The sequence below is a fragment of the Bartonella sp. W8167 genome (assembly GCF_016100335.1).
Taxonomy (GTDB): domain Bacteria; phylum Pseudomonadota; class Alphaproteobacteria; order Rhizobiales; family Rhizobiaceae; genus Bartonella; species Bartonella apis.
Window position 1 is genome coordinate 1341160 of record NZ_JACFSQ010000001.1, and the last position, 13453, is coordinate 1354612.

General features: G+C 45.4%; 11 protein-coding genes. 9 read left to right on the forward strand and 2 right to left on the reverse strand.

Translation table 11 applies throughout. The features are described 5' to 3' along the window. Positions 1–107 precede the first annotated feature (107 nt). From H3V12_RS05625 to H3V12_RS05635, 3 genes are read left to right on the forward strand one after another with little or no spacing between them, the layout of a single operon-like run. Positions 108–884: a ComF family protein gene (locus tag H3V12_RS05625; protein WP_343211550.1), complete on the forward strand. Its 777-nt coding sequence runs from the start codon at positions 108–110 to the stop codon at positions 882–884. Positions 885–927: 43 nt separating this feature from the next. Next, on the forward strand, positions 928–1185 hold the full coding sequence (gene grxC / locus H3V12_RS05630; RefSeq protein WP_198213851.1) for a glutaredoxin 3: 258 nt from the start codon (positions 928–930) through the stop codon (positions 1183–1185). Continuing rightward, the gene (locus H3V12_RS05635; protein WP_198213400.1) at positions 1185–1610 is read left to right on the forward strand and encodes a DUF1178 family protein; all 426 of its coding nucleotides are present in this window, start codon (positions 1185–1187) and stop codon (positions 1608–1610) included. Before grxC ends, H3V12_RS05635 begins: the two co-directional genes overlap by 1 nt. Before the next feature lie 50 nt (positions 1611–1660). On the opposite strand, the gene ubiG is transcribed toward H3V12_RS05635, so the two are convergent. Beyond that, positions 1661–2407, reverse strand: a complete 747-nt coding sequence (ubiG, locus tag H3V12_RS05640) for a bifunctional 2-polyprenyl-6-hydroxyphenol methylase/3-demethylubiquinol 3-O-methyltransferase UbiG (protein ID WP_198213402.1) — start codon at positions 2405–2407, stop codon at positions 1661–1663. A 182-nt stretch (positions 2408–2589) separates the two neighbouring features. On the opposite strand from ubiG, the gene H3V12_RS05645 reads away from it, so the two are divergent. Further along, positions 2590–3843, forward strand: coding sequence for an aspartate kinase (locus tag H3V12_RS05645; protein WP_075916079.1), 1254 nt, complete (start codon positions 2590–2592; stop codon positions 3841–3843). A gap of 103 nt (positions 3844–3946) precedes the next feature. Continuing rightward, complete coding sequence (ptsP, locus tag H3V12_RS05650; protein WP_198213404.1) at positions 3947–6214, forward strand: phosphoenolpyruvate--protein phosphotransferase; 2268 nt, start codon at positions 3947–3949, stop codon at positions 6212–6214. A gap of 435 nt (positions 6215–6649) precedes the next feature. Here ptsP and H3V12_RS05655 read toward each other — a convergent pair whose 3' ends face one another. Beyond that, complete coding sequence (locus H3V12_RS05655) at positions 6650–8029, reverse strand: amino acid permease (RefSeq protein ID WP_198213406.1); 1380 nt, start codon at positions 8027–8029, stop codon at positions 6650–6652. 469 nt (positions 8030–8498) lie between these two features. Between H3V12_RS05655 and H3V12_RS05660 the strand changes: the two genes are divergently transcribed. The 4 genes from H3V12_RS05660 to H3V12_RS05675 are packed head-to-tail and all read left to right on the forward strand — an operon-like array spanning position 8499 to position 12937. Further along, positions 8499–9305 (forward strand): phosphatase PAP2 family protein, encoded by an 807-nt coding sequence (locus H3V12_RS05660; protein ID WP_198213408.1) that lies wholly within the window; start codon positions 8499–8501, stop codon positions 9303–9305. Between the two features lie 3 nt (positions 9306–9308). Beyond that, a complete protein-coding gene (locus H3V12_RS05665; RefSeq protein ID WP_198213410.1) occupies positions 9309–10955 on the forward strand; it encodes a phosphoethanolamine--lipid A transferase in 1647 nt (548 codons plus the stop codon). Between the two features lie 3 nt (positions 10956–10958). Beyond that, positions 10959–11612 (forward strand): response regulator transcription factor, encoded by a 654-nt coding sequence (locus H3V12_RS05670; protein WP_198213412.1) that lies wholly within the window; start codon positions 10959–10961, stop codon positions 11610–11612. Next, positions 11606–12937, forward strand: a complete 1332-nt coding sequence (locus tag H3V12_RS05675) for an ATP-binding protein (protein WP_198213414.1) — start codon at positions 11606–11608, stop codon at positions 12935–12937. Before H3V12_RS05670 ends, H3V12_RS05675 begins: the two co-directional genes overlap by 7 nt. The last annotated feature ends 516 nt before the right edge of the window (positions 12938–13453 follow it).

Consider the following 13453-nt stretch of genomic DNA (forward strand, 5'->3'; position numbering starts at 1 on the left):
GCTACAGCATATTCTTTGCCATTGAAAGATTAAATCCATTCCGTTGACTTTAACAATATCTGTGAAAATTCTGTTTTCCCGTCAGTTGTATCGGTAGGGTGAAAAGATTGTCGAAGGCACATTATCCTGACAAGAGAACTTTTCTAAAAATCGGCGAACATGTCATGAATCTGCTGTTTCCACCGACATGTCCCGGATGTGGTGTTTTTGTTGAAAAAACCGGCACGATATGTCCGGAATGCTGGAAACAATTACATTTCATAACCAAGCCCTATTGCCCTGTTATGGGAACGCCTTTCACTTATGATCCAGGAGACGGTTTTCTAAGCGGGGAAGCTATACAATTTCCACCTCCGTTTGCCCGGGCGCGTTCGGTTGTCGCTCACTTTGGCCTTGCCCGAAGTCTCGTAACACGACTTAAATATGGCGACCGCACCGAACTTGCGCCATTCATGGCCGAATGGATGACCATTGCCGGAAAAGAGCTGATCGAGAGTGCCGACATGATTGTGCCGATCCCCCTCCATTACCGCAGGTTTTTAAAACGCACTTACAATCAGGCAACCGAACTTTCCCGCAATATTGCCAAAAGGACAGGAAAACCTTTGCAGCCTTTTGTTCTCAAGCGACAAAAAAATACCCGCCAGCAAGTGGGACTACTAAAAAAAGCCCGACAACGAAATATGATCGGGGCTTTTATCGTCCCCGAAGGGGAAAAGGTAAAAATTAAAGACAAGCATATTCTGCTTGTCGATGATGTTTTTACAACCGGTTCAACCGTCCGATCGGCAACTAAGGCGCTCCTGAGAGGGGGAGCAAAAAGCGTTGATGTGCTGACTTTTTCACGCGTGTTGCCGGAGATGTATGAAGATCCATCCTCTTGAGGAAAAAATGAAAGACACTTATATAGCGAGAATGGAGAAAGAAATGCCGCATATAACGATTTACACCCGTCCTCACTGCCCTTATTGCGAAAGTGCCATGGAATTGTTGCAATCGAAAGGCGTTCAGTTTGAAGAAATTGATGGATCTGGTGAAAGACGCGCAGAAATGGTGAAACGTGCACATGGTCGCAATACATTTCCGCAAATTTTTATTGGCGAAAACCATATCGGCGGTTGCGATGATCTTTACGAGCTTGATCACAGCGGTAGGCTCGACACACTGCTTTCCGGGAACAAATAATGATCCGTTTTTCGCTTCATTGTGACAAGGCTCATGAGTTCGACGGCTGGTTCCGCAATAATGATGATTTTTTGGAACAAAAAAAATCCAAACTTATCCGCTGTCCTGTCTGCGATTCAACATTGATTGAAAAAACATTGATGGCGCCGGCTGTTGCGACTTCAAGAGAGCGGGAAAAAGTAGCAACGGGAATGACGGGCGAGCAGAAAAAGATGCTTGAGGAAATGCGCAAAATCACCCGAAAAGTCCGCAAGAATGCGGAATATGTCGGTGACCGTTTTGCCGAAGAAGCAAGACGCATTCATTTCAAGGAAGTGAAAGAACGCCCCATCTATGGCGAGGCCAGTTCAGAAGAGGTCTCTTCACTCGTTGATGACGGTATTCCTGTCATGCCGCTTGCAACATTGCCGGAAGATGAAAATTGATCTTCCGGAAACATATTATCTAACACTGGTAACTTTTTAAAAACAGCCCTTTATTTTAGGCGGCGGGCAAGCAGCATATAGTTGACATCCATGTTTTTGGATCTGTTCCAGCTATCTTTAAGCGGATTATAGGTGATGCCCAGTTTGTCTATCACTGTGAGACCGGCTGTATTCAATTTTTCTGTAATTTCATCAGGCGTCAGAAACTTGTTATAATCGTGTGTTCCTTTAGGTAACCACCGCAACACATACTCGGCTCCGATAATCGCAAGCCCCCAACACTTCAAAGTGCGGTTGAGTGTTGCAACAAACATCAATCCTTGCGGTTTGACCATTTTTGAACTTTCCGACATGAAAAGGTCGACATCAGACACATGTTCAACCACTTCCATATTCAAAACGACATCGAATTTTTCACCGGCTTTTGCGAGCTCTTCGGCAGTCGTTGCACGGTAATCGATATTCAAACCGGACTGAGTCGCATGGATTTTTGCAACTTCGATATTCGTCGTCGATGCATCGGCCCCCACAACCTCAGCCCCCAAACGCGCCATCGGCTCGCATAACAGCCCGCCCCCGCAGCCGATATCAAGAAAACGTATTCCCTTGAACGGTTCTGCATCGTTGGGATCACGGTCAAAAGCTTCACAAACCTTTTCCTTGATATAGGAAAGACGCGCCGGATTGAATTTATGAAGCGGACGGAATTTTCCCTGTGGATTCCACCATTCAGCTGCAATACGCGAGAAATGGTCAACTTCGGCCTGATCTATCGTAGTACGGTGGGCTTCTGCCATGGGGTCTCTCCTAAAAGATTACGTTTATCAGTTCTGTCTTAAATGGGGCAAAGTCAAGAGACAAACAAGTAAATATGTCAGTCTTGCTTAAATTCTCAATATTGGCTATGTCAGCATAGCCGCCAAGCGCGCAATGCTTGGCTTCAGAACAATTTCAAAATTTAGAGGCGAGAGTTGTTTAAATGGCGCGCATAGTAATGAAATTCGGTGGGACTTCAGTCGCCAATATCGAGCGTATCAAAAATGTTGCGCGCCATGTCAAACGTGAAGTTGATGCCGGCAATGAAGTTGCTGTCGTGGTTTCGGCGATGGCCGGTAAAACAAACGAGCTCGTAGGCTGGACACGTGAAGCTTCGCCAATGCATGATGCACGGGAATATGATGTGGTCGTTGCTTCGGGTGAACAGGTAACCGCCGGACTTTTAGCCATCACCCTGCAATCCATGGGAATCAATGCGCGCTCGTGGCTCGGTTGGCAAATTCCGATCGAGACAGACAATGCGCACGGTGCTGCGCGCATTACAAAAATCGACGGTTCGCAATTAATCCAGCGTTTTAAAGACGGGCAGGTTGCCGTTATCGCGGGTTTTCAGGGCATTGGACCGGATAAACGTATTACGACACTTGGCCGCGGCGGTTCCGATACCAGTGCCGTTGCCGTTGCTGCAGCAGTCAAAGCTGACAGGTGCGATATTTATACCGATGTTGACGGCGTTTACACAACAGACCCGCGAATTGACCCCAAGGCACGTCGTCTGCCGAAAGTGGCATTCGAGGAAATGCTGGAGATGGCTTCCCTTGGTGCAAAAGTTTTGCAGGTGCGTTCTGTAGAACTTGCTATGGTTCACAAGGTACGCACATTTGTGCGTTCAAGTTTCGAGGATCCCGATGCTCCGGGCATGGGCGACCCTATCAATCCACCCGGAACACTCATTTGCGACGAGGATGAAATCGTGGAACAACAAGTTGTCACAGGCATTGCTTTTGCCAAAGAAGAGGCACAAATTTCTTTACGCCGTTTGGCCGACCGACCGGGAATTTCTGCAGCAATATTCGGCCCGCTCGCGGAAGAGCATGTCAATGTCGATATGATCGTGCAGAATATTTCGGAAGATGGTTCCAAAACCGACATGACATTCACTGTTCCGGCGACCGATATAGAAAAAGCCGTAGCAACGCTTGAAGCCAATAAAAAAGAAATCGGCTTTGATGTTATCCAGTCGGAAACAGACCTCGCGAAAGTTTCGATCATCGGCATAGGGATGCGTAGCCATGCAGGCGTTGCAGCCACTGCTTTCAAAGCGCTTGCAGAAAAAGGCATTAATATCCGTGCGATCACAACTTCTGAAATCAAGATTTCAATTTTGATCGATAATGCCTATACCGAATTGGCTGTAAGAACACTACATACCGTCTACGGCTTGGATAAAGGTTGAGGTATAAACATCCGGTTTTATCTCGGGAAAAATGAAAAGCGGGTTGACCTTTTAAAAGCATGAGCATGAGACTTAACTATCATAATGGGAGATATGATAAATTATGCGGGAGACCCATGTAGGCCCCAAAGTTATTCTGAAGCGACTACGCGAGTTTATGGCGCGCGCCATGGACTCACAAGAACGACTTGACCTCATCGTCCGCGAGATTGCTCGCAATATGGATGCAGAGGTCTGCTCCTTTTATGTTTTGCGTTCCGACAATATGTTGGAACTTTATGCCACTGAAGGTCTTAACCCGGAAGCTGTGCACTTGTCCGAATTACGGTTGGGGCAAGGTCTGGTTGGAACGATCGCTGCCACGGCCCGTCCGCTCAATCTGACTGACGCCAGAAAACATCCTGCCTTCACCTATCTTCCCGAAACAGGTGAAGAGATATATTCTTCATTCCTTGGTGTTCCAATCTTACGCGCCGGTCGCACTCTGGGTGTTCTTGTTGTCCAGAACCGCAACAAACGGGGTTATAGCGACGAGGAAGTCGAAGCACTCGAGACGGTTGCCATGGTTCTTGCGGAAATGGTTGCTGCAGGTGATCTACCCCGACTTACCCGCCCCAATGTCGATGTTGATATGCGTCGCCCGTTTACACTTGTTGGCCAATCACTCAACGAAGGCATCGGCCTTGGCCATATTGTTCTTCATGAACCGCGCCTTGTTGTGACCAATCTTTTCAATGAAAATAGCGGTGCCGAGATAGAGAAGCTCACGAAAGCAATCAACTCGTTACGTCTTTCAATCGACGACATGCTTTCGAGAAGCGATGTTGCAAGCGAAGGCGAACACCGTGAAATTCTTGAAACCTATCGTATGTTCGCCAATGATCGCGGTTGGATAAGAAGGCTTGAAGAGGCTATCAAAAATGGTTTGACGGCCGAGGCTGCTGTTGAAAAAGTACAAAGTGATACGCGCGCACGTATGGTCCACTTGACGGATCCCTACTTACGCGAGCGGCTTTCGGATTTTGACGATCTTGCCAATCGCTTGCTTTACCAGCTAATGGGGCGCACGCGCGAAACCATCAATGCCGATTTGCCCACCGATTCAATTATTGTGGCTCGCTCTATGGGAGCAGCCGAATTGTTGGACTATCCGCGCGAACGGGTCCGCGGTCTCGTCTTGGAAGATGGGGCATCGACAAGCCATGTTGCTATTGTGGCGCGGGCTATGTCTATACCTGTTGTGGGACAGGTGAAAGGTGCGGTATCCTTATCCGAAAACGGGGATCCGCTGATCATTGATGGCGATGACGGCAAGGTTTATCTGCGCCCTGTACCGGATGTTGAAAGTGCTTTCGTTGAAAAAGCCAGATTTCGCGCTCGTAAACAAAAACTCTACCGCGATTTGCGGGATGTCCCGGCCAATACCAAAGATGGCCGCCACATTACCTTGCTTATCAATGCGGGTCTTCTTGTCGATCTACCTCAACTTGATGAATCGGGCGCAGAAGGCATCGGCCTTTTTCGCACTGAATTGCAGTTTATGATTGCCTCGACATTTCCGCGCGCCCATGAACAGGAAAAACTTTATCGCAATGTCTATAAGGAAATCGGTGACAAGCCTGTCACTTTCCGGACGTTGGATATCGGTGGTGACAAGGTATTGCCCTATTTCCGCAGCAAGGGCAAAGAGGAAAACCCTGCCCTTGGCTGGCGCGCCATCCGCCTTACGCTCGACAAACCGGCATTGATGAGAACGCAATTGCGCGCGCTCCTCAAAGCATCCGGCGGGCGGGAATTGCGCGTCATGCTGCCAATGGTGACAGAGGTCGGTGAAATATACCACACGCGCAAGCTTATCGACCGCGAGGTGGCCTATCTTACGCGTTTCGGTTACGTTATGCCAACGCGGTTAAAATTGGGAGCAATGGTCGAAGTACCGGCTCTCTTGTTCCAGCTTGACGAACTTATGCAAGTTGTAGACTTCGTTTCTGTTGGCTCTAATGATCTGTTTCAGTTCATGATGGCGATCGACCGTGGCAATTCGGAAATTGCTTATCGGTTTGACCAGCTCTCGACGCCGTTCCTGCGTGCATTACGCAAAATCATCGAAGCCGGTGAACGCAATAACACACCGGTGACCTTATGTGGCGAAATGGCCGGTAAACCATTACTGGCATTGGCACTTTTGGGCCTTGGCTTTACCCGCATTTCCATGACACCCTCAGCTATCGGGCCCATCAAGGCCATGTTGCTCAGACTTGATATCGGTGATTTGCAAAAAGCGATGCTTGCCGAACTTGATAAAACTACAACCGTAACGTTGCGGCACTGGCTCGTGAAATATGCTGAAACGAATAATATCGCTTTGTAGCACCCGTTAGAGCACCTGACATCTAGTAGCGGTTTTGATCTAAAACCATTCGCTATAGTGCTTATGTCTGTTTTTGCACTTCCGAATAATTTCTGTCTTCGGATAAGTGCACAGACCCTGCCTTTAACTAAACCTGCCCTATTCCGAAGCGCGTTTTGTCATCACATTGCAAGTCACCAACATATGGTTTTGCAATAGAACACTTCCAAAATAGAATGAGACCGAGCCTTTCGACGATTTACGAGAAGGATTTAATCATTCCACCGCCAAGGCTTCAGCCAATTTAGAATTTTGCAGAAAATCTTAAAAAAATGGAAATATGACAAACAGTGCTTGAACAGCCTATATTTTCATTTCGTCAAATTTTTGGATTTGCCTTGTTGCGAAGTGCAAGACCACTTTATGCCCGACAATTGCTTGCTTCCATTTTAAGGATTATTTTAATTTGGCATGCCCTGCTTCATTGCCTGTCCGCTTCATAATGAAATAGCAGACAAACATTAAAACGATCCATATGATACCGACGACAAGTGCAGGTGCTGTGTCTTCAAAAAATCCCAGAAGTACAATGATAAAAATCATGAAAAGGATCGCAACAAACGGACCAACCGGCCAGAACGGAATTTGATAACGCAAGTTCTTCTGTTCGGCTTTTGACATTCTAAGGCGCATGCAAACTTGTGAAAGCAAAATCATCAGCCAGACAAAGACGGTAGCAAATGTTGCCATAGCTGCAATCAGGAAAAACAGCTTGTCATGGATAAAATAATTAAGCGCCACACCGATGACGAGAACGCAAAACATTGCCAGAACAGACAAAACCGGAATTCCGTTTTTGGAAACAAAATTAAGTTTTTTAGGAGCATGACCATCTTCGGCAAGGCCATGCAACATGCGGCCTGCCCCATATAAGTCACTGTTGATTGCAGAAATTGCCGCCGTGATCACAACAATATTGAGAATATTGGCTGCATATTTAATGCCGAGACTTTCAAAAATTGTAACAAACGGGCTCCCCTCAAGGCCGATTTTATTCCAAGGATAAAGCGACATCAAAATAGCAAGAGTTGCGACATAGAAAAACAATATCCGGAACGGAATGGCATTGATTGCCTTTGGGATATTACGATCGGCATCTTTAACCTCGACCGCCATAAGGCCGATAATTTCAATTCCTCCAAAAGCGAAAACAACCACACTGAAAGAAGCAATGAAGCCTCCCCAGCCATTCGGCATGAAACCGCCATTGCTCCAAAGGTTATGAATGCCGGTTGCTTCATGTGTTGCTGTTCCGAAGCCGAATAACATAATGCCGAAACCGGCGATAATCATGGCAATGATCGCCGCAATTTTTACCACCGAAAGCCAGAATTCCATTTCACCATAAATTTTCACAGCAGTGAGATTCAGTCCTGTTATGACGAGCGTAATGCCGAGCGTCCATAACCATGGCGAAACTTCAGGAAACCAGAACGCCATATAAGTTGCAAAAGCGGTAATGTCGGCAAGACAAACGAGCACCATTTCAAAAACATAGGTCCAGCCGGTAAGAAAACCGGAAAACGGACTCATATAATTGGAGGCATAGCGGCCGAACGAACCAGGAAGCGGATTATGAAGCACCATTTCGCCCAATGCACGCATGACCATAAAAGCCATAACACCTGAGATGCAGTAAGCGAGAAGAACACTGGGACCGGCAACTTTGATAGCTCCGGCCGAGCCATAAAATAATCCCGTACCGATTGCAGAACCGAGGGCTATAAAGAAAACGTGCCGCTTGTTCAGACCTTGTTTTAACGAACTGTTCTGCATTATCTATCTCTCCGCCGCAACACCCCGAATGTGTTAGTGAAATCACTATAAATATTCAAGAAAGAAAGCCGATAATTATTCAATGCTAACAAGTTAATGTGGCTTAACTCATAAATGACATCCTTTTTGGCAATTGTTCTCTATGAAGTTTTCGGGATTTATGAAATCCATTTCTAAAGAATAAGGCTTCTTACCGGGTGCTTCATGAATTAGGAACAAGCAATTTTGGTGAAAAATTACACGCAACTTTCTCTTTGTATTGTCAAATTTAAAAAACACGTCACAAAAAATTATTGCTTCTTTTCAAGCCGTTTTCGTTGTAAACGTTGGCATTTTTAGCATAACCACAAAGCATTGCTTCAAAAATCCGCTACCGATTTCGTTAGATATCAATTCAAAGTTTATTTCTTCCGTTCAGGATACTGTCAGTTTTGGCATTTAGATGAGGGATCAAACGAGGATTCCACGAATGCGCAAAACTAAAAAACTCACTATTGCTGTTCTTGGTTGTGCAACATTGTTTTGTAGCGGTTATTATATGGGTGGCGGCGGTTACCTTAACCGTTATGGCGAACAACGCATGGTGCTCAACATTACCCCGCCCCCCGTGGGTAGTGCTGAACAACAACGTGACGAAAAAGTTTTTTTAAAGACCCGTACGTATAAAGACAGTGCGCGTTGGAAACAGGCTATAAACGACGCTGACGCGACACAAACGGAGCTTATTCAAAGTTTCGGGTGTGCAACGGGATATAGGTTAGAGCCGAAAAATATGCCGAATTTCGTTAAGCTCTTTACAAAAATTAATGATGACGCAGAGAGATTAACACGAAAATCCAAGAAAGAATTCAAAATCCCTCGTCCTTATATTGCTTATGGTGGTGCTTCTTGTAAGACGTCGGCGGGATATGATTATCCGTCCGGTCATGCCATGGAAGGTTGGACCTTGGCACGTTTACTTGTTGAATTTTTTCCCGAACGTCGTGCGGCAATCTTTGCACATGCACGCAGTTTTGCTGAAAGCCGGGTGATTTGCGGCGTTCACAGCGTCAGTGCTGTCGAAGTCGATGAAGATTATTCCGAAAAACTCGTTAACCGCTTGAAAAAGCTTCCGGCTTTCCAAGATGATCTATCAAACGCAAGAAGTGAAATGGGAAAACTGGAAAAATCGCCCGATGTCAACGCAAAATGCGAAAAATTTCCTGCCGAATACGTCAAACCATTTTCTATCAGAATGTCTTTATCCCGTCACTACTCCGCTGATGTTGTGAGGTAAATTATGTTTCGCCCGATTATGAAATATCGCCCCGCAATCAGTAGCGTGACATTGTCAATCATCGTTGCACTTTATATGCTTGTGGTGTTCAACCGGACCTTCTGGCAACATGTTTTTCAGGCCTTTAACTATGATTTTGCACCGATCACAGCAATTGCTGTTGGTGTCGCCTGTCTCTTCATTGCTTTGACAGTCACAGTTTCGATTAAATATCTTATCAAGCCGGTATTCATAATCTTTATTCTTGCGGGAAGTGTCGCAAGCTGGTTCACCGATGAATTCGGAACAATAATCGACCGCGATATGATTGCCAATGCTGTAGAAACCACCCCGGCCGAAGCTTCCAACCTGCTTTCGCCAATGTTCTTTTCCCATCTTTTCCTGACCGGTGTTCTCCCGTGCCTACTGATATTATGGGTTAAGGTCAAACATTTTCCAATTCTGAAAAAAGTGCTTTTCAACCTTTCTGTCATTGTTCCCTGCCTGTTGATTGCAGTGTTCTGTACGCTGATTACATCCCGCCAACTGATTTCGACTTTGCGCGAACACAATGAAATTGTTCGTATTGTTAACCCCATTCTGCCAATCGGTAATGCAGTCAAATATGTCGCCCGCAGAGAACACGCAAAAACCCATGTTTTCAAACAGGTGGGGCTTGATGCCAAGGTCGTGCCCTTAGAACCACAGAATCATCGCCCGCGTGTAATGGTTGTTGTCGCCGGTGAAACAGCACGAGCGGAAGATTTTTCACTTCAAGGATATGATAAAGAAACCAATCCGGAACTAAAAAAACGGGATATCATCTATTTTCCGCATACGACATCATGCGGCACCGCCACGGCCCAATCTCTTCCTTGCATGTTTTCTCCCTATCCAAGAAAAGAATTTACGATCGCGCGTGCTGTTTCAACAAATAGTCTTCCCGATATTTTGCAAATTGCCGGCGTGAATGTAGAATGGTGGGAAAACAATACGGGGAGCAAAGGCGTTGCCGACCGCGTGAAGACTGTTTCTTTTTACGGTTCGAAAAACCCGACATTCTGCATTGACGGCGAATGTCAGGATGGCATCATGCTCAAGCAATTGGGAGAATGGCTCGATCACATCGATCACGACAGTGTATTGTTCATCCACCAACTGGGCAGTCATGGGCCTGCCTATTTCGAGCGTTATCCGGAAGCATTCAGGCATTTTCGCCCCGATTGCCGGAAAACCGTTTTCAGTGAATGCAAGCCCGAAGAAATCCGCAATGCTTATGACAATACCATTCTCTACACAGACTATTTCCTAAGTGCGATTATCGACGCACTTAACGAGAGAGCAGAAAAATTCGATTCTGCCATGTTTTATATGTCGGATCACGGTGAATCGTTAGGCGAAAACGGCCTATATCTTCATGGAATGCCCTATTCCATAGCGCCTAAAGAACAAACGCATATCCCTTTTATTTTGTGGATATCACCAGCCTTTGCCAATACGATGAAACTGGATCTCGGCTGTGTGAAAAGAGACTCCGACATTAGACAAATGTCCCACGACAATCTTTTTCCTTCCGTCCTGACTATGATGAATGTAAAAACAACGCTTAAAGATGATCGACTTGATATTTTCAAATCTTGTCAAGCCAGTCAGGTAGCAATGGAAAAATAAACAATGCGTGTATTGCTGATTGAAGATGACAAATCACTTGGTCGTGCTGTGCGCGACCATTTGATCAACCAGAATAATGCTGTCGATTGGGCTGAGACCCTCGAAGATGCCTATTCCGCCGTTGCAACTACGCATTATGATTTTATCTTGTTGGACTTGCGTCTTCCAGATGGAAGCGGACTGGAATTTCTCAAAAATATCCGTGCAAAAAACCTTGGCTCACCGGTTGTTATTCTCACTGCACATGATCAGATTAGCGAGCGGATTGAAGGATTAAACAGCGGTGCGGACGATTATATTGTAAAACCGTTCGACCTTTATGAGCTAACCGCCCGAATTGGCGCTGTTGCACGCCGGACAAACGGCCTTTCGAAATCCGAGATAAGAATTGGTTCGATGACTTTGGACATGGAAAACAAAAGACTTTTCATCGACAACAAGGAAGTCGAATTGAGTTCACGCGAATGGGCCATTATAGAACATATGGCAACCCATCCCAATATGCTCGTCACCAAAGCTCAAATTGAAGATACAATCTATGCGTTCGGTTCGGAAGTCGAAAGCAATACAGTTGAAGTTTATATCAGCCGTCTACGCAAAAAAATCGGCAAGGACCGCATCAAGACACATCATGGACGCGGGTATAGCTTATGTTGAATTTCAGACATAAGAAAAAAAGCCTGACAAGGCGTGTCATCGTTTCAGCCACATGCGCCAATCTGGTTTTTTGGGTGATCGCCTGCCTCATGGCCGCTTTTGTCATGTATGAAGAATATGGCGAATCCTTTGACGGCACATTGCAGGTGACCGCAGAACGGCTTCTTCCATTAGCCCTTCAAGATGTTCGCGATAATGACAAGGATACCGACCTTCTGGTTAAAACCGATAATCACTCCACACCGGCAGAATACACAACCTATCAGGTACTTGACCGCAACGGAAAAATGGTGATGCGTTCGGAAGATGCGCCTTCCAATCCTTATGGCGTTCCTTTGACAACAGGATTTTTCAAAACAAAAAAATGGCGTGTTTATTCGCTCGTCAGTCAGGATGGTGATTATCTCATTCAAGTTGCCGACAGGCTTTCAGAGCGGCGTGAAGCGGCTCGCGAGGCAATGACAGCAATGCTTATTCCTGCCTTACTGATTATTCCGCTCAGCATGCTTGCAATCGGCTTTATTGTTCGCAACCAATTGCGCCCAATCAAAAAATTAAGTGAAACAATAGGAACAAAAGACACCGGCAATATGCAAGCCATTGAATCGCGATCTATGCCGGATGAATTCCAACCTATTATCGGTTCGGTCAATAGCCTGCTTGCAAAGCTGAAAGCGGCATTGGAAGCGGAGCGATCGTTTACTTCCAACAGTGCACACGAAATACGAACGCCTATCGCAGCGGCATTAGCTCATACGCAAGTTTTGATTGAAGAAACGCCGACACTTTATCATCCGCGAGCCAAAGAAGTTGAAAATGCTTTGCAGCGTTTGCGTCGTTTAAGCGAAAAGCTTCTGCAACTTGCCCGCGCGGACGCCCAACTTGGTACAAGTGAAAAACCTGTTGATCTTATTCCGTTTATCGACGCTGTTATAGAGGATTTCAATCGCGCCAATATTACGAAAGGCCGGCTTGTTACGACCTATTATGTAACAGTTCTCGAAAAACACCTTAATGGTGATGCATTCGGCGTCATCATACGCAATCTGTTAGAAAATGCATTGAACTATAGTTTTGAAGGTTCAATTGTCGATATTTCGATCAATAAAGATAAAATCGTTATAGCCAATGATTGCCCCGTTGTTTCCCCATCAAAAATCGAATTGCTAAGTCAACGTTTTTATCGCGGAGAGAACCACAAGGAAGGATCCGGATTGGGACTATCCATAGTCGAGGCTTTAGCTAAGACGATGCCTATCGGAATCTCATATTCATCTCCACGCGAAGGAAGTTCCCGAGGCTTCGAAGTAACAATCAAGCTGTGACTGATAACTATATTTTCCGTTGCCTTTCAAGAATATCTATGCCGGAATATAATTCTGAAGATAAAAATGAAAAATCCGACGAGTAAGAGATTATTTACAGCAAAAAATGTTAAACCGCGCCGGCACAAAGCGGATAGGTCATACTCTTCTTTGACAAAAAAGATTTAGTGTCAAGTCGCCTGAAGCTCAACAATTATTTATAATTTTTGAGCACATCATTGTTTACAAAAATCCTGACGATGAAAATAACCTATTAATTGCATTAATTGTGGTGTGCCGAAAATGATTCAAACAATAAAGTTATAATGGATCATTCTTGAAGGAGGCCGTCTGTCGGCTCTTTAAACAGCATTCTTATCAAACAGCTATTATGGAAACTGAAACTACAATCATAGGATTTATTGATTTTTCTTTTAAAAGAACAGTTCGGCAGAGGTGGCATCCATCTAATAAGTTTTACATAAATACCTACCAATTTCATCGTTCAATTTCAAAATTGCTACGCGTTTTTCGAGT

Bases quoted from the DNA above. Each gene is read 5' to 3' on its own strand.
- H3V12_RS05670 (WP_198213412.1), top strand. From the start codon at position 10,959: ATGCGTGTATTGCTGATTGAAGATGACAAATCACTTGGTCGTGCTGTG.
- ptsP (WP_198213404.1), top strand. From the start codon at position 3,947: ATGCGGGAGACCCATGTAGGCCCCAAAGTTATTCTGAAGCGACTACGC.
- H3V12_RS05665 (WP_198213410.1), top strand. From the start codon at position 9,309: ATGTTTCGCCCGATTATGAAATATCGCCCCGCAATCAGTAGCGTGACA.
- grxC (WP_198213851.1), top strand. From the start codon at position 928: ATGCCGCATATAACGATTTACACCCGTCCTCACTGCCCTTATTGCGAA.
- H3V12_RS05635 (WP_198213400.1), top strand. From the start codon at position 1,185: ATGATCCGTTTTTCGCTTCATTGTGACAAGGCTCATGAGTTCGACGGC.
- H3V12_RS05660 (WP_198213408.1), top strand. From the start codon at position 8,499: ATGCGCAAAACTAAAAAACTCACTATTGCTGTTCTTGGTTGTGCAACA.
- H3V12_RS05655 (WP_198213406.1), bottom strand. From the start codon at position 8,029: ATGCAGAACAGTTCGTTAAAACAAGGTCTGAACAAGCGGCACGTTTTC.
- H3V12_RS05645 (WP_075916079.1), top strand. From the start codon at position 2,590: ATGGCGCGCATAGTAATGAAATTCGGTGGGACTTCAGTCGCCAATATC.
- ubiG (WP_198213402.1), bottom strand. From the start codon at position 2,407: ATGGCAGAAGCCCACCGTACTACGATAGATCAGGCCGAAGTTGACCAT.
- H3V12_RS05675 (WP_198213414.1), top strand. From the start codon at position 11,606: ATGTTGAATTTCAGACATAAGAAAAAAAGCCTGACAAGGCGTGTCATC.